Raw genomic sequence first — 21,980 nt, forward strand, 5'->3', positions numbered from 1 at the left:
GGGAGGCGTCACCGGAGGGACCACCCGGTCCGGGCGAGACACCGTCCGGCGGGAGGACCGGGGGGCCGCCGGAGCGTACGATGAGGCCCTACCCAGGGGGCTCCCATGTCGCTCGAGGATGTTGCGCAGGTCCGCGCCCCGGCCCGGCATGAGCCGGCAGCGCCCGCCCCGCACCGGACGGGCGGGTGAACCGTGCGCGCCTGGTGGATCGACGACGACGCCCGCGAAGCGGGTGCGGTGGACGCGTCCGCCCTGGTGTCCGGCACCCGGCCCGACCCCGTGCCCGGTGCCGGCGAGCTCCTGGTGGGCGTCCGTGCGTGCGGGGTGTGCCGGACGGATCTGCACCTGGTCGAAGGCGATCTGCCCGCGAAGCATCCGCACACCGTGCCGGGGCACGAGATCATCGGTGAGGTCGTGGACACCGGGGCCGGCTGCCGGCTCTTCCATGTGGGCGACCGCGTGGGCATCGCCTGGCTCCGCTCGACGTGCGGCGTCTGCCGCTTCTGCCTCCGGGGCGACGAGAACCTGTGCCTGGCGCCGCGGTTCACCGGCTGGGACGACGACGGCGGGTACGCCGAACTCGTGACCGTGCCCGAGGCCTTCGCGTACGCAGTGCCGGAGGGGTTCGCCGACGAGGAGGCGGCCCCACTGCTCTGCGCGGGGATCATCGGATACCGGGCGCTCCGCCGGTCCGGGGTGCGGCCCGGCGGTCGGCTCGGCATCTACGGGTTCGGGGCGTCGGCGCACCTGGCCGCACAGGTGGCGATGTTCGAGGGCGTGGAGGTGTCCGTCATGACGCGCTCGGAGAGCGCGCGCCGGCTCGCCGTGGAACTCGGCGCCGCCTTCGTGGGGGGCGCGGCCGACGAACCGCCCCGGCCGCTGGACGCCGCCATCCTCTTCGCGCCCGCCGGTGGCCTGGTGCCCGCCGCCCTGCGGGCCCTGGACCGGGGCGGCACCCTCGCCGTCGCGGGCATCTACCTCAGCGACATCCCGGTGCTGCACTACGCGGAGGACCTCTTCCAGGAACGCCGGCTGTGCAGTGTCACGGCGAACACGCGGACCGACGGGCGTGAACTCCTGGCACTCGCCGCCCGCATCCCGCTGCGCCCCACGATCCAGGGGTACCCGTTCGCGGCCGCGGACCGCGCCCTGGCGGACCTGGCGGCGGACCGCGTCAACGGTGCCGCGGTCCTGCGCCTGACCGGCGGTCCCGGTGGGGCCTGAAGACGCCGTCGGCGTCGGCCCCGGGGCGGGCGACGACGGGGCCGGCGACGGTGAGGCGGCACCGACCGCCCGCCCCTGGCAGCGCGGGACCGGCTCCCCCACGGTCGCAGGCACCGTCTCCCCCTACGATGCGGTGATCTTCGACCTGGACGGGGTGGTCACGGACACCGCGTCCGTGCATCGGGCCGCCTGGAGGCAGCTGTTCGACGTCGTGCTGGCGGACCCGCGGATGCCCGCCGGCGCGGACCGGCGACCGTTCGACGACCGCGACTACTACGCTTTCGTGGACGGCCGCCCCAGGGAGCAGGGCGTCGCCGTGTTCCTGCGCTCCCGCGGTATCGACCTGCCGCCCGGTACGCCGTCGGATCCGCCCGAGGCCTGGACCGAGCAGGGCCTGGGCGCGGCGAAGAACGCGCTGTTCCTCGACCTCCTGCGCCGCGACGGGGTGAGGTCCTTCCCCGGCACCGTGGAACTCATCGACCGGCTGCAGGACAGCCGCGTCCCGTGCGCCCTGGTGACGGCGAGCCGCAACGCCTCCTCGGTGCTTGCCGCCGCCGGCCTGGACGGGGCGTTCGACGTCGTCGTCGACGGGACGGTCGCCGGGGAGCTGGGGCTGCCGGGCAAACCCGACCCTGCCACCTTCCTCGAAGCGGCACGCCGGCTGGAGGTGCAGCCATGCCGCGCCGTGGTCGTCGAGGACGCCACGAGTGGCGTGGCCGCTGCCCGTGCCGGCGGATTCGGGCTGATCGTGGGCATCGACCGCGCGGCGCAGCGGGCGGCGCTGGAACACGCCGGCGCGGACATGGTACTCGACGACGCCCGTCAGCTCGACATGGGCCTGGTCCTCACGCACCGGTGGCACCTGATCTACGACGGCTTCGACCCCTGGCACGAGGGCCACCGCGAAGCGCTGACCACCCTCGGCAACGGCCGCATGGCCACCCGCGGGGCCGCCCCGGAGGCGTCCGCCGACGCCGTCCACTACCCCGGCACGTACCTGGCGGGCGTCTACAACCGGCGCCCCGAACTGGTGCACGGGGAGGAGGCGGAAGGTGAGCACCTGGTCAACCTCCCCAACTGGCTCCCCCTCGACGTCCGGGTGCACCCCGGCCCGTGGTGGTCCGACGGCGGGCTCACGCTGGTGCGGCAGCACCGGGAACTGGACCTGAAGCGGGCCGTCCTGTCCCGGCGTGCCGTGCTCGAGGATGCGCGGGGCCGGCGGCTGGAGGTCCGTCAGCGGCGCATCGTCTCCATGGCCCAGGCCGGCCTGGCCCTGCTGGAGACCACGCTGACCGCCCGCGGCTGGGACGGCACGGTGGAGATCCGCACGGGCATCGATGCGGACGTGGTGAACGGCAACGTCCCGGAGGACGCCGCACTGGGCGGCCGGCATCTCCGTCTCCTCGACCGCCGGGTGCGGGCCGGCGTCGAGACCGTGGAGGTCCTGACCCGGCAGAGCGGCCTCCGGATCGCCGTCGCCGCCACTGTCACGTTCACCGGTCCGGGCGGCGTGCCCGCGGCGGTGGGCAGCACCCCGATCCCCTCCGACGGCGCAGCGCACCAGGGCGACGGCGCGGGCCCGGATGACGGTCCAGGGCCGGTCGACGGCCCGGACGGCGGGCCCGGACCCTCGCGTTGGCTGCAGCACCACGTCGCCACCCTGGCGGACGGGGTGCCGCTGACCGCCTGCAAGGCGGCCGCCGTCGTCAGTTCCAGGGACCGCGCGCTGTCCTCCCCCCTGTCTGCTGCCCTCGCCGTCCTGGCCCGCTCGCCCGGCGGCTTCGGGCCGGCCCTCGCCGCGCACGAGGACGCGTGGCGGCCGCTGCTGGACCTGTTCGGTGTCGACCTGCACGCCGACCGGCAGACCCAGTTCATCCTGAACCTCCACGTGTTCCACCTGCTGCAGACCGTCTCTGAACACACCGCCGAGCTCGACGCCGGCGTCCCGGCGCGGGGGCTCCACGGCGAGGGCTACCGGGGGCACATCTTCTGGGACGACCTCTTCGTGCTGCCGCTGATCACGTCCCGCCTGCCGTCGGTGACCCGCTCACTGCTGGACTACCGGTGGCGCCGGCTCGACGCCGCCCGGGACCGGGCGCGCGCGGCCGGACTCGACGGTGCCATGTTCCCCTGGCGCAGCGGCAGCGACGGCACCGAGGACACCCCGCCGTGGCTCTACAACCGCTTCGCCCGGCGGTGGACGCCGGATCACTCCGACCTGCAGCGCCACGGCAGCCTCGCCGTGGCGTACAACGCCTGGCAGTACTACGAGGCCACCGCGGACAGGGAGTGGATCATGGGCCACGGCGCGGACCTGATCGTCGAGGTGGCCCGGTCCTTCGCCGCGGCGGCCGAGTTCGACGCCGGGGACGGCAGGTTCCACCTGCGCGGCGTGGTGGGACCGGACGAGTACCACGACGGCTACCCGGGCCACGCCGGGCAGGGCGTGGACGACAACGCCTACACCAACGTCATGGCCTCCTGGGTGTGCTCCCGTCCGGCGAAGATCATGGACGCCGTCCGCGGGCGGGACGGCCGGGACCTGCGTCGCCGGCTCCGCATCACCGGCGGCGAGGTGGACCACTGGGCCCGCCTGGCGCGCCTGCTCCACGTCCCCTTCCACGACGGCGTCATCAGCCAGTTCGCGGGCTACGAGCAGCTCGAGGAGCTGGACTGGGAGCACTACCGGCGGACGTACGGCACCATCGAGCGCCTGGACCTCCTCCTCGACGCCGAAGGGGACAGCACCAACCGGTACAAGCTCTCCAAGCAGGCGGACGTCCTCATGCTGTTCTACCTGCTCGGCGAGGACCAGCTGATGCGCCGGCTCCGACGCATGGGGTACGCGCCCACGAAGGAGCAGATGGCCCGGACCGTCGAGTACTACCTCGCGCGGGTGGCCCACGGTTCCACCCTCAGCCGGGTGGCCCACGCCTCGGTGCTCGCGGCGTCGTACCCGGAGCGCGCGTGGGCCACCTTCCGCGAGGCCCTCGACGCCGACCTCGACGACACCCAGGGCGGTACCACGCGCACGGGGATCCACCTCGGGGCGATGGCCGGCAGCGTGGACGTCGTCCAGCGGAGCTTCGCGGGCCTGCGCATGCACGCCGACGCGCTCGTCTTCACCCCGCGCCTGCCCACGGAACTGCGGCAGGTCTCCTTCCGGATCCGGTATCGGGGACTGCCGCTCGGGATCACCCTCGAGAAGGACACGTTGACGGTGGTCGCCGCAGAGAGCGCCGCCGATGCGGTCCGCGTGCGCGTGGGCCGGCACACGAGGGTCGTGGAGCCCGGCAGCTCCGTGCGGATCAGCCTGCGGACGGGCCCGCCCTCCCGGGGTGCCTGAGCCGCTTGTGCCAGTGGTCCGCCGCCAGCAGGGCAGGCATGGAGAGGACTGCCACGAGCAGCCCGGCCACCGTGGGGGGCGCGTGCCCGAGCATGTCGGCCACCGGCACGATCAACAGGAACCCGAGCAGTGCCAGCAGTTCCACTCCCACGGCCTTGAGCATCAGCGGATTGGTCCGCCAGCCCAGGCGCCACGGCGGCAGGGACTCGCTGCGGCAGGCGAAGGCGTTGGCGAGCTGGGCCAGGACCACCGTGGTGAACGCCGCACCGGATGCCGCCGCGAGGACCCCGTAGCCCGGGAACTCCTGTCCGGGACGCCATCCGGCCAGCCACAGGGTCAGCGTGAACGCCGCCATCTCGGCGACGGCCTCCACCGGACCGAGGACGGCGAAGACACGCACCATCAGCCGGGTGTCCATCAGGTGGCGCCGTTCCGGCGGCCGGTGCATGACGCGCCTGTTGGCACGCTCGCTGCCCAGCGCCAGGGCGGGGAGGAGATCCGTCCCGATGTCCAGGAACAGGATCTGCAGCACCCCGAGCGCCAGCGGGAAGCTCCCCCCGGACAGCGCCCAGACCACGAAGGGGGTGAGCTCCGCGACGTTGTCGGTGAGGTGGTAGGTGAGGAACCGTCGGATGTTCGCGTAGGTGGCGCGTCCCTGCTCGATGGCGGCGACGATGGTCGCGAAGTCGTCGTCCAGCAGCACCAGGTCCGCCGCCTCCCGCGCCACGTCCGTGCCGCTGGCGCCCATGGCCACGCCGATGTCCGCCTCCTGCAGGGCCGGACCGTCGTTGACGCCGTCACCGGTCATCGCCAGGACGTGCCCGCGCAGCTGCAGGGCCTTGGCCACCCTGAGCTTCTGCTCCGGGGACACCCTGCTGACCACCACCCCGTCCCGGTCCAGGAGGGCCCCGAGCAGGTGCTCGTCCTCCGGGAGGTCCTTGCCCTCGAGGACGGTCCGGTCGGCGCCGAGCAGCCCGATCTCCGCGGCGATCGCCCCCGCCGTCGTCGGATGGTCCCCGGTGAGCATGGCGACCTTGATACCGGCCCTGCGCGTGGCCCGCAGCGCTTCGGCCACCGATTCCCGCGGCGGGTCGTGCAGGCCCACGAGCCCGAGCAGGGTCAGCTCGCGTTCGAGGACGCCGGGGTCCTCCGGCCAGGCCCGGTCCGGCCCCGGCGTCCCGGGCAGGGTCCGCTCGGCCACGGCGAGGACGCGCAGTCCGCGGCCCGCCATGTCGTCGAGTGCGGCCGCGCAGGCCGGTAGATCCGCGGAAGCCACGCACAGCGGGAGGACGAATTCGGGGGCGCCTTTGACCAGGAGGCGGCCGCCGGCGGCCACGGACTCCCGTTTCCGGGCCGGGTCGAACGGCCACCGGGCATCGACGGGCAGGTCACGCCCGCCGGCGTCGTCCCCCTCGGATCGGTTCCCGCCGCCGTCGCCCCCGCCCGCACCGTCCAGGCGGCGGGTCAGCGCGTCCAGGGCTGCTTCCATCGGGTCCCCTTCGGCGATCCACTGGTCGCCGTGCAGCACCGCCCTGCCGCGGGACGCCGCCCGCGCCGCCCGCGCCAACCGGAGGGCAGGCGCGACGGCGTCCGCCCCGCCGGTGATCGTCGCGCCCGGGTCGTAGCCGGTACCGCTGAGCGCCACGACGCCGTTCGGCGTCCACACCTCGACGGCGCTCATCCGGTTCTGTGTCAGGGTGCCGGTCTTGTCGGTGCAGATGAACGTCGTGGAACCGAGCGTCTCCACGGCCTGCAGGTGCCGCACCAGGGCGTTCCGGCCTGCCATGCGCTGAGCCCCCATGGCGAGGGACAGCGTGACCGTGGGCAGGAGTCCCTCGGGGATCAGGGCCACGGACACCCCGATGGCGAACAGGAACGCGTCCCGCCAGGACGTCCCGGCCAGCAGGGAGACCGCGAAGAACACGCCACCGAAGGTGAGGGCGACCACCGAGATGATGCGGACCACCCGGCGCAGCTCCACGTTGAGGGGGCTCTGCGGGGGCCGGGCGGCGGCCGTCAGGGTGGCGATGGCCGCGAGCCTCGTCCGCGCCCCGGTGGCGGCGACCTCCGCCTCGGCGTCCCCGTTGACGAGGAAGGTCCCGCCGAACCCGGCATCGCCGGATTGCTTCGTCACGGGTTCGCTCTCCCCCGAGAGCATCGACTCGTCCACGGTGCAGGATTCCGTCACGGTGAAGGCGACGTCCCCCGGGATCCTGTCACCCGCCGAGAGGAGCACCACGTCCCCGTGCACGATCTCCGCGGCGGGAATGCTCACCGCCCTGCCGTCACGCCGCACCCGGACCGACGCCGGGAGCATGGCACGCAACCTGGATGCGGCGCGTTCGGCCCGGGCCTCCTGCACATAGGCGAAGACCCCGTTGATGATGACCACGATGGTCACCGCGACCCCGATTTGCGGCATGCCCGCGACGAAGGCCAGGGCCGCAGCCACCCACAGCATCACGGCGAAGAAGTGGGTGAATTCGGCGGCGAACACGCGCCAGCGGGGAACGGTGTGTGTCTGCGGCAGGAGGTTGGGCCCGTCCACGGCGAGGAGGCGGGCCGCGTCCGCGGTGCTGAGTCCCGTGACGGTGGTGGTCATGCCCGGGACCCCGGGCAGGCCGCTGTCGGGGCGGTTGCCGACCGCGGCGTTCCCGCGGGCTCGCATCGATGAGCAAGGACCATGATCCACTCCGACCATCAGGGCACGGGTCCCAGTATGGTCCCCGGAGGCGCCCATGGGGAGTCCCCTTGGTCACCCGCCGGTCAGCGGGGGAAGTGCGAGGGAACGACGGGGGAGCAGAGCCGGATCAGCGGGCGAGGGCGACATCCTCGCCCGTCAGGTCTGCCCGGAAGCCGTCGTCCTGCACGGTGACGTCCCGGAGCACGAGCCCATCGGGCAGGCCCTCGATCTCGTGCTCGATCGTGACGAACCGGCGGACGACGGCGGCGATCCCCTGGGAGAGGAAGCCCGGGCCGCCGACGTCGATCGAGCGTGGCTCCATGACGAGCCTGCCGCCCTCGACCTCCACGGTGCCCGTGGCGGTGACGTCCAGATCCCGGCCGAGGGCCTCGACGGTGCGCACCACGGTGGCCTGTCCGTCGTCGGCCGGGCGGACCACGGTACCGTCCCCGAGTTCCGCGGCGACGACGTCGAACGGCACCGTCGCGTCCACGGCGAGGCGGTCTGCGACGAGCCCGCCGGGTCCGGTGACCACGCCCTGCCCGACAGCCCGGACGTCCTGCAGTGTCGACCCCGCGGCGACCACGGTCCCGGCGTCGAGCTCCAGGTCCGCGAGCCACACCTCGTCCTCGCCCAGACCGGCGGGCGGCTCCGAAGGCGGCTGTGTCGAGGGCTGGGCTCCGGACTCCACGACCGGCGGCGCGGAGGGCCCCGCACCCGCCGGGCTGGTCACCGCCCACCAGAGGACCACCACGGCGACCGCCAGGACGAGGAGCATGCCGAGAGCACCGATCAGCCAGTCCCTGACGCGCGTCCATCCCATCAGGACAGTCTGGTGGAGCGGCGCCGCGGACGCGAACGTCCGGTACGGGCCGTGCCGAGGGACGAGCGTGCCGCCGTCAGCCGCGGGGCCGGAGGTCGTAGATCCGCCGGAGCTTCCCGCTGGAGCGCACCAGCGACCCCTGGTCGACCACGGTGACGGCGCACGTGGAGCCGATGTGCGTCTTGACCTGGTGCCGGAGCTCGACGGCGGCCGCGGCGGCGTCGGCGGCCGAGACCCCGTCGCGCGGTTCCACCTTGATGGTCAGCTGGTCCATCCGCTGACCCTCGGGCCGGGTCAGTTCGAGCTGGAAGTGCGGGCTGAGGGCGGGGATGCGGAGCGTGAGCTCCTCGACCTGCGTGGGGAACAGGTTCACGCCCCGCACGATCACCATGTCGTCGCTCCGCCCGGTGATGCGCTCCATGCGGCGCATGCCCGGCCGGGCCGTCCCGGGCTGCAGGCGGGTGAGGTCGTGGGTGCGGTAACGGATGATGGGCAGCGCCTCCTTGGTGAGGGACGTGAACACGAGTTCGCCCGCCTGGCCGTCGCCCTGTACCCGCTCCGTGAACGGGTCGATGATCTCCGGCCGGAAGTGGTCCTCCCAGATGTGGGAGCCGTCCTTCGATTCCACGCATTCGCCCGCGACCCCGGGGCCCATGACCTCGGACAGCCCGTAGATGTCGCACGCGTCGAAGCCCCCGCGCCCCTCGAGTTCCTGCCGCATCCCCTCCGTCCACGGCTCCGCCCCGAGCACGCCGGTCTTCAGGGACGTCGACGACGGGTCGATCCCGGCGGCGACCATGGCGTCGAGGATGGTCAGCAGATAGGTGGGTGTGGCGAGGATGGCGTCGGGTTCGAAGTCCCGGATGAGCTGCACCTGCCGCTCCGTCTGGCCGCCCGAGATGGGGATGACGGTGCAGCCCAGCCGCTCCGCGCCCGCGTGCGCGCCGAGACCGCCCGTGAACAGCCCGTAGCCGTACGCGTTGTGGACCTTCCAGCCGGGCTTCACGCCGGAGGCACGCAGCGAGCGCGCCACGAGGGAGGCCCACCGGTCGAGGTCCCCGGCCGTGTAGCCGACGACGGTTGGCTGGCCCGTGGTGCCGGAGGACGCGTGGATACGGGCCACGCGCTCCTGCGGGACGGCGAACATGCCGAACGGGTAGGTGCTGCGCAGGTCCTCCTTGGTGGTGAAGGGGAACATCGCGAGGTCGGCGAGCTCGCGCAGGTCCTCGGGGTGCACACCGGCGTCGTCGAACTTCCGCCGGTACAGGGGCACCTGCGCGTAGGCGTGGGCGAGCGTGGCCTTGAGGCGGTCCAGCTGCACGGATTCCAGGTGGTCACGGGACCACGTCTCCTCGGCGTCGAGGGTGGCGGGATCCGCGGCGGACGCACGGAGGGGGGTGGTGGTCATGGCTGATCCTTCGCACGGAGGGGGATGGGGTGGTGGGGCCGTCTCACAGGACGGATCCGACGGCGCGGGCCGCCTCGGCGACGCGGGCGCCGATGGCCTCCACCGTGCGCCCGCTGCGGAGGTAGACGACGGCGAGCGCGGCCGGCAGCTGGCCACGGACGTGCACGGGGGCGGCGACGGAACTGACGCCCGGGATTACCTCGTCCCGGCTCGTCGCGTACCCGGTGGCCGCCGCGATCCTGGCGGCCTCCCGGTAGGGCGAGCCCGGCGCCAGGCGCTGCCAGTGGGCCTCGGTGAGGGCGGACTGGATGGCGATGCCGGGCGCCCCGGCGTCGAACGGGTGGCGTGAGCCGGGCCGCTGGACGAGGGTGCCCTCCCCGTGGGGCGGTTCGACGGCGACGAGGGTGACGCAGTGGTGCCTGTCCCAGACCGCGATGAACGCGGTCATCTGCAGCTCGCACGCGACCGCGGTGAGTTCGGGCAGCGCGGCCGTCTGCAGCCGGGGAGCCACGCCCCGGGCCAGGTTCGCGAGGCCCGGGCCGGCCTGGAAGCGTCCCCCGGCGTCCCGGACCACGAGCGAGTGCTCCTCGAGGGTGCGCAGGATCCGGTAGGCGATGGAGCGGTGCACATCCAGCGCGCCGGCGATCTCCGCCGTCGTCAGCCCGTCCGGGGCCTCCGCAAGGATCTCCAGTGCCCGGATGCCCCGCGACAGGGTCTGGGAGGCGGGGGCCGACGGCGCGGCTGTGGCTGACGCCGTCGGCCCCGTGTGCGCGGCGCGCATGTCAGGCGAAGGCCCGGCCGGCTCCGCGCGTGCCGGGACCGTCCGTCCCGGTCGCCAGGAGCGGGCCGAAGAACGCGGCGAGGCCCGCGGTGTCGGCGAGCGGGAGCACGTGCGCCACGTACTGGTCCGGCCGGACGACGACGACGACGCCCGCCCGGTCCAGGCTGCGCAGATCGAAGATGTCCGCGGCCGGATCCGCGGCGTACACCTTCTCGTAGTCGGTGAGCCCGAACGGCCCGACCGCCGGAGTGAATTCCTTCGGGACTCGTCCGATGTCCACCCTCGTGTGGTCCTGCTGGTAGACCACCTTCACGTCGAACCAGGCGTCCCGGTCGGCGTCCGGGGGTGTGGCGGCGAGCGGCGAGTCGGGGTGCGTGCCGATCCAGTCGGCGAACGCCGCCACGCCGGAGGCCGCCCCCGGCTCCGCCCGGTCCGCGAACACGTAGATGCGCCACCGGCCGTCCGCCGTCGCGTGGTGGCCGAGGTGCATGGGCACGCCGTCGCACACGCGGACCACGGGCGCCGACTTGAAGCGCTTGCCGACGGGGAAGCCGGCGGCGAGGCCCTGGTGCGAGGCCTCTGCGACGAGCATCGACGGCGCGTACTGCGTCATGAAGCCCGCGGGGAACTCCATGGTCCGCACATAGAAGTCCTCGAGTTCGGACGGGTCGGCGAACTCCTCCGGCTTCCGTGCCATGAGCGCCGACCACTCCTTGTCGAACGCGATGAGGTCCCTGGCGACGACCTGCCGTTCGGCCGAGTACGTGGCCAGCAGGGCCTCCGGGCTGCGGCCCTCGAGGACGTGGCCGAGTTTCCAGCCGAGGTTGAAGCCGTCCTGCATGGACACGTTCATGCCCTGGCCGGCCTTGGCGCTGTGCGTGTGGCAGGCGTCGCCGGTGATGAAGACGCGCGGGGTGCGGGTGCCCACGTCCTCGGGCAGGACGTCGTCGAACCTGTCGGTGAGGCGGTGGCCCACCTCGTAGACGCTGTGCCAGGCGACGTCGCGCACATCCAGGGTGTAGGGGCTGAGGATCGTGTTGGCCTTCACGATGATCTGCTCGAGCGTCGTGGACCGGACCGCTCCCTTGTCCGCCGGGTCCACCTCGCCGAGGTCGACGTACATGCGGAAGAGGTGCCCGCCCTCGCGTGGGATCAGCAGGATGCTGCCGCCGGCCCCGGACTGGATGGCGCACTTGCGGCGGATGTCGGGGAAATCGGTGACCGCCAGTGCGTCCATCACGCCCCACGCGTGGTTGGCCTGGTCCCCGGCCAGGGTGCAGCCGATCGCCTGGCGTACCGGGCTGCGTGCGCCGTCGGCCCCCACCACGTATTTCGCGCGCACGATGCGCTCCGCACCCGCGTGCTCCCCCACCGTGGGCGTGAGGGTGACCCGGACCGGGTACTCCTGCGCGTCGTCGACCTCCAGCCCCACGAATTCGAAGCCGTAGTCGGGTTCCATGCGGGTGGGCGCGTTCTTCATGAACTCGGCGAAGTAGTCGAGGACCCGGGCCTGGTTGACGATCAGGTGCGGGAACTCGCTGATGCCGGTCGGATCGTCCTCGGGGCGGGCCGTGCGGATGATGCGCGAGGAATCCGCGGGATCGGGCTTCCAGAAGGCCATCTCGACGATCCGGTACGCCTCGTCGATGATCCGGTGGGCGAACCCGAAGGCCTGGAACGTCTCGACGCTGCGGGCCTGGATGCCGTCCGCCTGGCCGATCACGAGCCTGCCCGGGCGGCGCTCCAGGATCCGCGTACTGATGCCCGGGAACTGGGAGAGCTGCGCGGCGGCGATCATGCCGGCGGGTCCGGTGCCGATGATGAGGACGTCGACCTCGTCGGGGAGCTCCGGCGGACGGTCCAGTCCGACGCCGGCCGCGGGCTGGACGCGGGGGTCACCGGACACATAGCCATGGTGGTGGAACTGCACGGGCTGGCCTCACTTCATCGTGGTTGTGCCGCTACTCACGCGTTCGATAATCGAATACGCCGTTCTTCTTTCGTAGGCCGATGGTAGCCCGGGCGTGGGCGGGACTCAATCGCCTGCCGCCCGGCACGGGTGACGGCTCCCGCCTCGATGAGGCTCGACCGGGTTCGGGCTCCCGGGTGGACGCATGAAGCCCTCACCGCCGGTTCCCGGACCCCGCGGGTCCAAGTTCCATCGGGTGTGGCGTAGATTACTTGCCATGCAGGACAACACACGGTCCGATGCCACTGATCCCCAGTCCCTGCTGCTCGAGGACCGGGACATCACGGACTTCCTCGACCAGTTGTCCGTCCTGGGTGAACAGCTCTTCACCAACGGTGAGCCGGTGCCGTGCGGACTGATGTCCCGACGCGGGAACCGGCACCTGAACGTCAGGAGCGGCTCGGAAACCGCCACGGCCCTGAACGAGCTCCAGCACCATGTCGGAGAGGGCCCATCGCTGGCTGCGATGACCGGACGTGGGACGGTCGTCGTCGACGACGCACGACGTGACCGGCGGTGGCCTCGCTACTTCAGCTCCTCAGCAGCAACAGGGTTCGCATCGATGCTCAGCATCCCGCTGGAACTCGGACCGGAAGGAAGCGCGACCCTGAACTTCTACGCCCGCCCGACCGCGTTCTTCACCCCTGACCGACAGCGGGTGGCCGCCGTGTTCGCCTCCCAGGCCGGCAACGCCCTCGAGATGGCGATGCGCGTGGCCCGCCACCAGGACGCTGCGTCCGATCTGTACTCGGCGATGGAGACACGGACCAATATCGACATCGCCGTCGGAATCATCCTGGGCCAGAGCCGGTGCACCCAGGAAGAAGCGTTCGAGATGCTTCAACGGGCCTCCAACACCCGGCGCCAGAAACTGAGCGAGGTCGCGCGTGAACTGATCGTCCAGGCGACCGGCTCCACCCCTCGCACCCATTTCACGAACTGACACGCGCAGGGAACGACGACGGCCGGCCCGCTCATTCACTCTCGGCAGGCCCGAGAGGGTCCGGTCCCGATGTTCCCTCGCCACTGATACCCATGGCCTGGTGCCAGACGGAGGTACCGGTGCTGGTCGCCAGGTCGATGAGTTCCGCCATGGCTGTCTCCCTGTCGATCCCGTGGCGTTCCATGAGGATGCCACAGGTGATCCCGATGGTGTCCCGGCTGGCGAGGGCAGCCTTGAGTTCGTTGCCGGCACGTTGTGGGAGGTCGTCGGTCTGGATGTGACCGAGCAGGGCTGCCGCGGATCGGGCGAGGTTCAGCAGGAGTCGGCGGTCCACGTCCGAGAACGCGTCAGGGCTGGCCGAATACACCTTCATCGCTCCGAGGGCTGCCTCCTGCTTCACCAGTGGCACGCTGAGGCAGGATCTGATCCCGTTCCGCGCCGCCGCTGTCATCCACCGCGCCCACCGGTCATCGGCCCGGGTGTCGGCGACGTAGATGGGAGCGCCGGTCGCCCACGCGCTCAAGCAGGGCCCCTCGCCGAACTCGTACTGCAGGGCGTCGGCGTCGAGTACGGCGTTGCTGGTGGCCCCGACGCTCACCCGCCGGCCGGCGGTGTCGATGAGGCTCACGCCCGCACCCTCCGCGGAGCGGATGATGCCGACGGCGGCCTCGGCCAGGCCGTCGACGGCGTCGTGCGCGGTCTGCTCGGTCAGGAGCCGGCCCCTGATGTGCCCGAAGATGGGAGACGGGTCGGAGGATGAAGGCGGTGTGGCCATGGGTTGCCGTCCGATCGGTTGAGGCGGGGTCCGGGTGCTCGGGGCCTTCAGTTGGTGAAATGGGTGACTGGCTGCTGTGGGTCGTAGGTGCTGACGATCCGTTCTGCGATGGCGCGCAGTCGCGTGCCCTGCGTGTTCGATGCCCGGCGGAGGATCGAGACGGCCTGCTGGTGGGAGCACCGGTTCTGGGCCATGATCATCCCGACCGCGAGGTCGATCACCGTCCGGGACTCGAGCGCCGCGCGCAGGTTCGCCTCCCGCTGCGTCGTGGAACCCAGCCGGAGGACGAGGTGAAGCGAGCGCGCAGCGGAACGGGCGAAATCCTCCGCCCTGCGGCGCCGTCCGGCAGAGAACGTCCCTTCGTCGGTGCCGTAGAAGGACAGGGCCGCAACGCCGTCGTCCTCGAGATCGAGGGGCACCGTCATGAGTGAGCGGACGCTCAGGGCTCGTGCTGCGGTGCTGAACGAGTTCCGCGCCTCCGAGCGGCGGTCCGCGGTGGGGTGCTGCTCCTCGGGGAGCCACCCGTGGTGGCGCGCGAGGGCCGCCAGATCAGGGTCGCTCGCCGCGACGAAATGGCTTCCCCGGGCCGACCGGAAATACAACGTGCACCGGGTGCGGGCACCGGCGTGCTCGGACATGTGGGCCTCCGCGAGGTGGACCAGCGCGTCACCGAAGTCGGTGACATCCCGGTGCTGGAGGACGAGTCGGTGCAACTCGTCTACCGGATCCCGAACCCATCGGCCGTCGGACCGGCGCGTGGCCATCGTGGAAGTGCCACCATCGGGCACCGTCGAGGCGGGATCAGGCCCCGGCGGCCCTGAATCGTAGGCTTTCAACATGTCGAGACTCCTTGGCGCCAGAAAGAATACCGTGCCACCAGGGTCTGGGGTGTCAGCTACAACACTCCGCCATGCCCGCCCTTTCGTCAATGAACGTGGTCGTCCGTTTGTCGTGACCTCAGGAGTCCTGCACTGGAATACTGGGCGTGCACGTCCCTCGGACGGGAAGGTCGGGCTATGGTGGGGAGCGGTTCCGTGTGGAATCCAGTGATCAGGGGCAGGTTGTCGAAGGGCTTTGAGAGCGATGAATGCCTGCGGCCGTAGGGCCGACGATCCGAGGCCGGCCACGACCAGTCCTCACCCAGCCCCATGCCCTGGCGGGTCGGCGTGCTGAACCTCGCCGGCAACGAGGACCTGTGTGCACCCTTCCTGACGGAGTTGCCGGTGGCCGGTGCTGCTATCTCCGTCTTCGTCGGAACCGCGAACGAGACCCGTATCGGTGCGACGGGCGACCGCGCGATCGCCCTGGATGAGGCGCAGTTCTCGGTCGGAGAGGGGCCGCGATGGGACGCCATGCGGACCCGCGCCCCCGTGATCGTTCCGGACACCCGCGCAGCCCACCTCACCTGGCCCGCCCTCGGTACGTCCCTTGCCGACGCGGGGGCGGCCGCGGTCTTCGTCCTGCCGCTGATCGTCGGTGCCGTCAATATCGGTGTGGTCGAACTGCATCACACCCTTCCCGGCGCGCTCAGCACGTCCAGCCTCCTTCACGCGCAGATGCTGACCGGCAAGACGTCCTGGGCGCTGCTGCACTCCATCCTGGACGAAGGTCGCCGAAACCCGGGAGCGATGACGGAGTCCGAGCCGCTCGCACGACGAGAGATCCACCAGGCGACGGGGATGATCCTCGTGCAGGCAGATGTGTCGGCCGCCGATGCCCTGATGCTGCTGCGTGCCCACGCGTTCGCCCACGAACAATCCCTCGAGGAGGCGGCACGGGCGGTCATCAGCCGACGTCTCACCTTCACCGCGGAACCGGATGCCGTGTCGGACACTGCCGGCAGTGAGGAACACTGATGGAAGTACTTCTTTATCCCAGCCACCAGGGCGACAACACGAAGCAGTGCCGGAGGACGGAACAATGGTGACCCGATCACGACCAGAAAAAGTGAGCACCGCGTTCGTCAGGCTCGCCGACACCCTGGTCGCCGACTACGACGTTCTCGACATGCTCCACACCCTGACCGAGGAATGCGTCGACCTCCTGCAGGTCGATCAGGTGGGCCTCCTCCTCGCCGGCCCCCAGGGTGACCTGCAGGTCGTGGCGTCGACCAGCGAGGAGTCGGAACTCGTCGAGATCTTCCAGTTGCAGGCAGGGGAGGGCCCCTGCATCGAGTGCTACCACTCCGGATCCGTCGTCACGATCGCCGATATCGCCGCTCTCGACAAGTGGCCTGCTTTCCGGCGGGCTGCCCTCCGGCAGGGTTTCGCGTCCGTGCATGTCGTTCCCCTGCGCATCCACGAACGAGTCATCGGCGCCATGGGCCTCTTCGGCTCGACGATCGGTGACCTGGAGCACGAGGACGCGGTGATCGCCCAGGCCCTGGCCTCCGTGGCCACGATAAGCCTCCTGCAGGAGCGGACGATCCGGGAGAGCCAGATCGTGAACGATCAGCTGCAGAGAGCCCTGAACAGCAGGATCATGATCGAGCAGGCCAAAGGCGTCATCGCCCAGATATCCACCGTGACCATGGACGAGGCGTTCAACCGCCTGCGCAACCACGCCCGCTCCGCACACCAGACCCTCAACGACACCAGCCAGCAGGTCATCGACCGCACGCTGGTTCTCTGACGCGGGTTCGGCCTCCACCCGGGCAGAGTGGAGGCAGGTATCCCCTCATGAGAGTCGAGTGCGGCCCCACCTGACCATGGGCCCGGAGGGTCTCTAGACTTGGGAGCACAAGGGTCACCGGGACCTCGACCGACCCGCATGATCTTCCCAGCAGGTGATGCACATGACCGTGAACGAGGCGTCAGGGCTGGATCGGCTGTGTTCGACTCTGTGCGCGACCTTCATCGAGGCGGTACCGGTGTCGGGGGCCGCACTCTCCGCGTTCACGGGTTCAGCCCGGGAGACGATGCTGGGGGCCAGCGACGGGCTCGCCGCCAGGCTCGATGAGCTCCAGTTCGATCTCGGCGAAGGCCCCCGATGGGAGGCCGCTCGCTCCCGCATGCCGGTCCTCCTCCCCTATGTGCGGACGATGGCCCATGAGAAATGGCCGGTCTTCGGAAAAGAGTTGACGGACACCGAGGTGCAGGCGCTGTTCGTCTTCCCCCTGATCATCGGCGCCCTGGATGTGGGGGTCGCAGAACTCTACCGAACCACTCCTGGAGAGCTGAACCGATCCGAGATGATCACAGCACGCTCGCTGGTCGACGGCACCGCATGGAGTCTGCTGCGCCATTTCCTCGTCCCCGACGATGAGGACGATCCCGAAGCGGGCCTGACACCCTCACGCCGCGAGATACACCAGGCAACGGGCATGGTGCTCGCGCAGACGGGCGGGACGGCGGCCGAAGCCCTGCTTCTGCTCCGAGGGCATGCTTTCGCGAACGGACAGAGCGTACGGGAGACATCCTGCGATGTCCTCGACAGACGGCTGGCCTTCACGCCTCCTCCGAACCCATGAGATCGATCTAAGGAGGCCTACAGTGGGCTTCATGAAATCCACCACCCGGGCAAGCCGGGTCAGTGCCGCGTTCGTCAGGATCGCGGACACGCTCGTCGACGAATTCGACGTGCTTGATCTTCTGCACACGCTCGTGGAGGAGTGTGTCGGACTTCTCGACGCGACCGCCGCCGGGTTGATGCTCGCCGGACCGGACGGCGTCCTGCAGGTGCTGGCGTCGACCAGCGAGGAAAGCCACCTCATCGAAGTCCTCCAGCAGGAGACAGGTGCCGGCCCGTGCGTGGAGTGCTTCGTCACGGGCATTCCCGTCACCATCCGCGACATCGCCGGAACCGGCGACCGGTGGCCGAGGTTCAGGGAGGCGGCGTCCGCCCAGGGTTTCCAGTCCGTGCATGCCTTTCCACTCCGCGTACGTCGCAAGACCATCGGTGCGATGAACCTGTTCCGCACCGATACGGGAGAACTGAGCGAGGAGGATGTCGCCATCGGGCAGGCGCTGGCCGATGTGTCGACGATCAGCATCCTGCAGGAGCGCACCATCAGGGAGTCAGCGGTCGTCAATGATCAGCTGCAGCGGGCACTGAACAGCCGGATCCTCGTCGAGCAGGCGAAGGGAGTGATCTCCCAGACGTCGAACGTCACCACCAATGAAGCCTTCGAACGCCTGCGTGCCTACGCCCGCTCCCACAGAGCCAGTCTGACCGATACGGCAGAAGCAGTCCTCGGCCGCACCCTGGCCCTCTGACGACGGATGCCCTCAGCGGGGGTTCAGGGGCACGATCAGCAGGACATGCGTCCCCTCGCCGAGGGTGCTCGCGATCGAGAGGGTGCCCTTGCAGCGTGCGGCGTGGCGCCGCATCGCCGTCAGGCCCGGGCAGGACGGCGGCTCCGTGAACCCGGAGCCGTCGTCGGTGATGCGCAGCTCGAGACGATCCGGGAGGGCCTCCAGCGTGATGGTGATGGAGTGTGCTGCAGCGTGCCGGAGCGCATTGCACAGGCCCTCCCGAAGGACTTCCTGCACATGGTCCGCCACGTCCGGGCCGATTGCGGCGTCCAGGGGCCCGGTGAGGTGCACCGAGGGTTGAAGGGCAGGAACCCGGGCTGTGGCCGCGACAAGGGCGACGATGCTGGAGCTGAAGGTCGGGGCGACGAGCGGGACCGACCGCAGGGAATGGATGGTGTGACGCAGTTCCCTGATGGCGGCATCGAGCTCAGCGGACACGAGGCCGATGCGGTCCAGGGATTCACGGTCCGACGTGTGCCTGCGGAGACCCTGCACGCGCAGGCCCACCGCGAAGAGGCGTTGGATGACCTCGTCGTGCTGCTGAACCGCTCGCTCGGCCCCTGCCGCTCCGTCCCCCGAGATCGAGGGGACGCGGGATATGGGGGCTCGTGAATCGACGATCGACGACATGATGTGACTCCTTGGCAGCAGGAAGAAAACGGCGCCACCAGGGTCCGGGGTGTCCAGTACAAGACTGGACCTTCGCCGTCCTCAGGTCAACGACTATCGCGGCCACCCCGGATACCGACTGCGGCCGGCATTCGCGCTCACGGCGAATGGCCCCGTGGTCCCGAACGGGACGAAGCCGTGCAGGGCGGAGCGAAGGCCGCGGATCGCGTCGACGGCGTCGTCACCCGCCGGGTCGTACGCGGCGAGCACCTCGGCGATGATCTGGATACCTGCGGGCGACACGGCCTCGTCCTCGAGGTCGCGTCGTGCGCGACCGAGACATCGCGATGCATCCCCGCCATCGAGTCGATGTGGGTGTGGAGCGAGGGCTGCCGGGCGCCGAGCCGTAAGGCCAGGGCGGCATGGTGACCGCCTTCGCCGATGTGGCCCGATCCCGCCTACCGCACCGAGTAGCCCCTAGCGGCGGATCCCCTTCCAGAAGTACGCCACGGGGCCCACGAAGTTGATGGCGATGATGGCGGCCCACATGCCCTTGCTGCCGTTCACCGTGTCCCTGGGCCGGGTAGCCAGGTCCGTCCAGGCGAAGGCAGCCAGGGAGAGCTGGAGGGTGCCGAGGACCATCACCCTCGCCTTCTGCCCGTCCGTCAGGTCGCTCCAGTGCTTCCGAGCGGCTCTCTTCGAGGAATGCGTCGATGCTTTGCGGTCAGCCATGGGGATCTCCCGGGTCGGCGCCGGTGCCGGAAGCGGGGCTGAAGCCTCATTCCCGGGTGCACGGGCGGGGCGGAACGTTCGGATGCCAAATTCCACCACGGACCGCGGTCCACCGCCATGCCCGGGGCGAAAATTCCGGGGCACCGCAGCAGACCCGACCTTGACGCACCGGGACCCCCCTGCCTACTGTTCGTATACGATTTCGGACTCGATGAGGAGCAACGGGTGGAACTGGTCGACGACGGCGTCCTGGCCGCAGCCCGCAAGGTCATCGCGGTACACATCAACTACCCCAGCCGGGCCGCGCAGCGGGGCCGCTCCCCCGAGCAGCCGTCCTACTTCCTCAAGCCGTCCTCCTCCCTCGCCCTGTCCGGTGCCGCCGTCGAGCGCCCCGCCGGCTGCGAACTGCTCGGCTTCGAAGGTGAGATCGCGCTCGTCATCGGCTCCCCCGCCCGCAGGGTCTCCCCCGAGGCCGCGTGGGGCCATGTCCGCTGGGTCACGGCCGCCAACGACCTCGGTGTCTACGACCTGCGCTACGCGGACAAGGGTTCCAACCTCCGGTCCAAGGGCGGGGACGGCTTCACTCCGGTGGGACCGGGCCTCCTGCCGGCCGATGCCGTCGACCCCGCCGCCCTCCGGATCCGCACCTGGCACAACGGCGTGCTGGTGCAGGACGACACCACCGCGGACCTCCTCTTCCCGTTCGCCCGGCTCATCGCGGACCTGTCCCAGCTCCTCACCCTCGAACCCGGCGACCTGATCCTCACCGGCACGCCCGCCGGAGCGTCGGTCGCCGGACCGGGCGACCTGCTGGAGGTGGAGGTGACCGCGGGTAGCGTGTCGACAGGCCGGCTGGCCACCACCGTCCGCGAGGGTACGACGCCGCTGGCCGCGTTCGGGGCCCGGCCGATGGTCGACGACGTCCAGCGCGAGGAGGCCTACGGCTCCCGCGCGGCGGCCGGACTGCCCGTGGCGGTGAGCGTCCTGACCCCCGAGCTGAAGGCGATCCTCGAGAGCGTCTCCACCGCCACCCTCTCCTCCCAGCTGCGCAAGCGCGGTCTGAACAACGTCAGCATCGACGGCCTCACCTCCACGCAGCCGGGCCGGCGCGTCGTCGGACTCGCCCGCACCCTCCGCTACGTGCCGAACCGTGAGGACCTCTTCAGCGCCCACGGCGCCGGCTACAACGCCCAGAAACGCGCGATCGACACCGTCGGCGACGGCGAGATCCTCGTGATGGAGGCACGCGGCGAGAAAGGCACCGGCACGGTCGGGGACATCCTCGCCCTCCGGGCGCAGGTGCGCGGGGCTGCGGCGATCATCACCGACGGCGGCGTCCGCGACTTCGCCGCGGTGGCCGCCCTGGACATGCCCACCTTCTACGCCACTCCGCACCCGGCCGTGCTGGGGCGGCGCCACATCCCCTGGGACACCGACATCACGATCGCCTGCGGAGGGACGACCGTCCAGCCCGGCGACATCATCGTGGCGGACGCCGACGGCATCCTCGTGATCCCGCCCGCTCTCGCGGCGGAACTGGCCGGCGACGCCGTCGTGCAGGAACGCGAGGAGACGTTCATCGCCGCGATGGTGGCCGACGGGCACGGCGTGGACGGCCTGTACCCGATGGACGCCGCCTGGCGGGAGCGCTTCGACGAGTGGCAGGAACGGCACGCCGATGGCTGAGCCGGCAGCTACCACCGACGACGCCCCCGCGACAGGCAGCAAGTCGCAGCAGGCCTACGGCGCCGTCAAGCAGCGGATCGTGGACGGAGCCTACCCTCCGGGCCACCGGCTGGTCCTGGCCGCGATCGCCCAGGACCTCGGGGTCAGCGTGGTGCCCGTCCGGGAGGCCATCCGCCGCCTCGAGGCCGAGGGCCTGGTGACCTTCCGGCGGAACGTCGGAGCGACGGTCGCGGGCATCGACCCCACCGAGTACCTGTACACCATGCAGACCCTGAGCCTCGTGGAGGGAGCGGCGACGGCGCTGTCCGCACCGCTGGTCGGCGCCGAAGACATCGCACGGGCCCGGGCGGTCAACGAGGAGATGCGCGCGAGCCTGCAGGATTTCGATCCCCTCCGCTTCACCCGCCTGAACCAGGACTTCCACGCCATCCTCTTCGAGCACTGCCCCAATCCGCACATCCTCGACCTGGTGCACCGCGGCTGGAACCGGCTCGCGTCGTTGCGGTCCTCGACCTTCCGCTTCGTCCCCGAGCGGGCCCGCGAGTCCGTCGAGGAACACGCGCACCTGCTCGCCCTCATCGCGGACGGGGCCGACGCCGACACCATCGAACGAGCCGCACGCCTCCACCGCAGCGCCACCCTCGACGCCTACCTGACGCACTTCGGCGCCACCGAAACAGACCCCGAAACAGACCCCGAACCAGACCCCGAACCAGACTCCGATGCAGCACACGACCACGGTTAGGAC

19 protein-coding genes are annotated in these 21,980 nt (G+C 70.9%); 9 read left to right on the forward strand and 10 right to left on the reverse strand.

Translation table 11 applies throughout. From position 1 onward, the window contains the following. Positions 1-192: 192 nt before the first annotated feature. Together ACX80P_RS10935 and ACX80P_RS10940 are read left to right on the forward strand one after the other, a co-directional pair. Positions 193-1,224, forward strand: coding sequence for a zinc-dependent alcohol dehydrogenase family protein (locus ACX80P_RS10935; RefSeq protein ID WP_459278096.1), 1,032 nt, complete (start codon positions 193-195; stop codon positions 1,222-1,224). Continuing rightward, positions 1,214-4,570 carry a beta-phosphoglucomutase family hydrolase gene (locus ACX80P_RS10940; RefSeq protein ID WP_459278097.1) on the forward strand — a complete coding sequence of 1,119 codons (3,357 nt, stop codon included), beginning with the start codon at positions 1,214-1,216 and terminating at the stop codon, positions 4,568-4,570. Before ACX80P_RS10935 ends, ACX80P_RS10940 begins: the two co-directional genes overlap by 11 nt. Here ACX80P_RS10940 and ACX80P_RS10945 read toward each other — a convergent pair. From ACX80P_RS10945 to ACX80P_RS10965, 5 genes are all read right to left on the reverse strand, one after another. Next, positions 4,533-7,172 (reverse strand): cation-translocating P-type ATPase, encoded by a 2,640-nt coding sequence (locus tag ACX80P_RS10945; RefSeq protein ID WP_459278205.1) that lies wholly within the window; start codon positions 7,170-7,172, stop codon positions 4,533-4,535. The genes ACX80P_RS10940 and ACX80P_RS10945 overlap by 38 nt on opposite strands. A 208-nt stretch (positions 7,173-7,380) precedes the next feature. Next, the gene (locus ACX80P_RS10950; RefSeq protein ID WP_459278098.1) at positions 7,381-8,076 is read right to left on the reverse strand and encodes an LmeA family phospholipid-binding protein; all 696 of its coding nucleotides are present in this window, start codon (positions 8,074-8,076) and stop codon (positions 7,381-7,383) included. A gap of 76 nt (positions 8,077-8,152) precedes the next feature. Next, positions 8,153-9,484 (reverse strand): AMP-binding protein, encoded by a 1,332-nt coding sequence (locus ACX80P_RS10955; protein ID WP_459278099.1) that lies wholly within the window; start codon positions 9,482-9,484, stop codon positions 8,153-8,155. Positions 9,485-9,527: 43 nt separating this feature from the next. Beyond that, positions 9,528-10,265 carry an IclR family transcriptional regulator gene (locus ACX80P_RS10960; RefSeq protein ID WP_459278100.1) on the reverse strand — a complete coding sequence of 246 codons (738 nt, stop codon included), beginning with the start codon at positions 10,263-10,265 and terminating at the stop codon, positions 9,528-9,530. Between the two features lies 1 nt (position 10,266). Continuing rightward, the gene (locus tag ACX80P_RS10965; RefSeq protein ID WP_459278101.1) at positions 10,267-12,195 is read right to left on the reverse strand and encodes an FAD-binding monooxygenase; all 1,929 of its coding nucleotides are present in this window, start codon (positions 12,193-12,195) and stop codon (positions 10,267-10,269) included. 256 nt (positions 12,196-12,451) lie between these two features. Between ACX80P_RS10965 and ACX80P_RS10970 the strand changes: the two genes are divergently transcribed. Next, the gene (locus tag ACX80P_RS10970; protein ID WP_459278102.1) at positions 12,452-13,177 is read left to right on the forward strand and encodes an ANTAR domain-containing protein; all 726 of its coding nucleotides are present in this window, start codon (positions 12,452-12,454) and stop codon (positions 13,175-13,177) included. Between the two features lie 31 nt (positions 13,178-13,208). Here the strand turns inward: ACX80P_RS10970 and ACX80P_RS10975 are convergent, their stop codons facing one another. After that, the gene (locus tag ACX80P_RS10975) at positions 13,209-13,952 is read right to left on the reverse strand and encodes a GAF and ANTAR domain-containing protein (protein WP_459278103.1); all 744 of its coding nucleotides are present in this window, start codon (positions 13,950-13,952) and stop codon (positions 13,209-13,211) included. A 47-nt stretch (positions 13,953-13,999) separates the two neighbouring features. Next, positions 14,000-14,665, reverse strand: coding sequence for an ANTAR domain-containing protein (locus ACX80P_RS10980; protein ID WP_459278104.1), 666 nt, complete (start codon positions 14,663-14,665; stop codon positions 14,000-14,002). A gap of 435 nt (positions 14,666-15,100) precedes the next feature. On the opposite strand from ACX80P_RS10980, the gene ACX80P_RS10985 reads away from it, so the two are divergent. From ACX80P_RS10985 to ACX80P_RS11000, 4 genes are all read left to right on the forward strand, one after another. Then, complete coding sequence (locus ACX80P_RS10985; RefSeq protein WP_459278105.1) at positions 15,101-15,808, forward strand: GAF and ANTAR domain-containing protein; 708 nt, start codon at positions 15,101-15,103, stop codon at positions 15,806-15,808. A 91-nt stretch (positions 15,809-15,899) separates the two neighbouring features. Continuing rightward, entirely contained in the window at positions 15,900-16,583 is a 684-nt protein-coding gene (locus ACX80P_RS10990; RefSeq protein WP_459278106.1) for an ANTAR domain-containing protein, read from the forward strand. Positions 16,584-16,746: 163 nt separating this feature from the next. Continuing rightward, positions 16,747-17,421 (forward strand): GAF and ANTAR domain-containing protein, encoded by a 675-nt coding sequence (locus ACX80P_RS10995; RefSeq protein WP_459278107.1) that lies wholly within the window; start codon positions 16,747-16,749, stop codon positions 17,419-17,421. A 31-nt stretch (positions 17,422-17,452) separates the two neighbouring features. Further along, positions 17,453-18,166 (forward strand): GAF and ANTAR domain-containing protein, encoded by a 714-nt coding sequence (locus ACX80P_RS11000; protein ID WP_459278108.1) that lies wholly within the window; start codon positions 17,453-17,455, stop codon positions 18,164-18,166. Positions 18,167-18,178: 12 nt separating this feature from the next. Here ACX80P_RS11000 and ACX80P_RS11005 read toward each other — a convergent pair whose 3' ends face one another. The 3 genes from ACX80P_RS11005 to ACX80P_RS11015 form a co-directional block, all read right to left on the reverse strand. Then, complete coding sequence (locus ACX80P_RS11005) at positions 18,179-18,835, reverse strand: sensor histidine kinase (RefSeq protein ID WP_459278109.1); 657 nt, start codon at positions 18,833-18,835, stop codon at positions 18,179-18,181. A 93-nt stretch (positions 18,836-18,928) separates the two neighbouring features. Next, positions 18,929-19,117, reverse strand: coding sequence for a TetR-like C-terminal domain-containing protein (locus ACX80P_RS11010; RefSeq protein ID WP_459278110.1), 189 nt, complete (start codon positions 19,115-19,117; stop codon positions 18,929-18,931). Between the two features lie 174 nt (positions 19,118-19,291). Beyond that, entirely contained in the window at positions 19,292-19,546 is a 255-nt protein-coding gene (locus tag ACX80P_RS11015) for a PLDc N-terminal domain-containing protein (RefSeq protein ID WP_459278111.1), read from the reverse strand. 225 nt (positions 19,547-19,771) lie between these two features. Here ACX80P_RS11015 and ACX80P_RS11020 point away from each other — a divergent pair, with 225 nt between their 5' ends. Beyond that, a complete protein-coding gene (locus ACX80P_RS11020; protein ID WP_459278112.1) occupies positions 19,772-21,232 on the forward strand; it encodes a fumarylacetoacetate hydrolase family protein in 1,461 nt (486 codons plus the stop codon). Continuing rightward, positions 21,225-21,977, forward strand: a complete 753-nt coding sequence (locus tag ACX80P_RS11025; protein ID WP_459278113.1) for a GntR family transcriptional regulator — start codon at positions 21,225-21,227, stop codon at positions 21,975-21,977. Before ACX80P_RS11020 ends, ACX80P_RS11025 begins: the two co-directional genes overlap by 8 nt. Positions 21,978-21,980 lie beyond the last annotated feature (3 nt).

It is taken from the genome of Arthrobacter arabinosi, from assembly GCF_054511115.1.

Excerpts from the sequence above, each read along its gene's own strand:
- ACX80P_RS10985 (WP_459278105.1), top strand. The coding sequence starts at position 15,101 with ATGCCCTGGCGGGTCGGCGTGCTGAACCTCGCCGGCAACGAGGACCTG.
- ACX80P_RS10950 (WP_459278098.1), bottom strand. The coding sequence starts at position 8,076 with ATGGGATGGACGCGCGTCAGGGACTGGCTGATCGGTGCTCTCGGCATG.
- ACX80P_RS10955 (WP_459278099.1), bottom strand. The coding sequence starts at position 9,484 with ATGACCACCACCCCCCTCCGTGCGTCCGCCGCGGATCCCGCCACCCTC.
- ACX80P_RS10975 (WP_459278103.1), bottom strand. The coding sequence starts at position 13,952 with ATGGCCACACCGCCTTCATCCTCCGACCCGTCTCCCATCTTCGGGCAC.
- ACX80P_RS11015 (WP_459278111.1), bottom strand. The coding sequence starts at position 19,546 with ATGGCTGACCGCAAAGCATCGACGCATTCCTCGAAGAGAGCCGCTCGG.
- ACX80P_RS11025 (WP_459278113.1), top strand. The coding sequence starts at position 21,225 with ATGGCTGAGCCGGCAGCTACCACCGACGACGCCCCCGCGACAGGCAGC.
- ACX80P_RS11000 (WP_459278108.1), top strand. The coding sequence starts at position 17,453 with ATGAAATCCACCACCCGGGCAAGCCGGGTCAGTGCCGCGTTCGTCAGG.
- ACX80P_RS10995 (WP_459278107.1), top strand. The coding sequence starts at position 16,747 with ATGACCGTGAACGAGGCGTCAGGGCTGGATCGGCTGTGTTCGACTCTG.
- ACX80P_RS10970 (WP_459278102.1), top strand. The coding sequence starts at position 12,452 with ATGCAGGACAACACACGGTCCGATGCCACTGATCCCCAGTCCCTGCTG.
- ACX80P_RS11005 (WP_459278109.1), bottom strand. The coding sequence starts at position 18,835 with ATGTCGTCGATCGTCGATTCACGAGCCCCCATATCCCGCGTCCCCTCG.
- ACX80P_RS10960 (WP_459278100.1), bottom strand. The coding sequence starts at position 10,265 with ATGCGCGCCGCGCACACGGGGCCGACGGCGTCAGCCACAGCCGCGCCG.
- ACX80P_RS10945 (WP_459278205.1), bottom strand. The coding sequence starts at position 7,172 with ATGACCACCACCGTCACGGGACTCAGCACCGCGGACGCGGCCCGCCTC.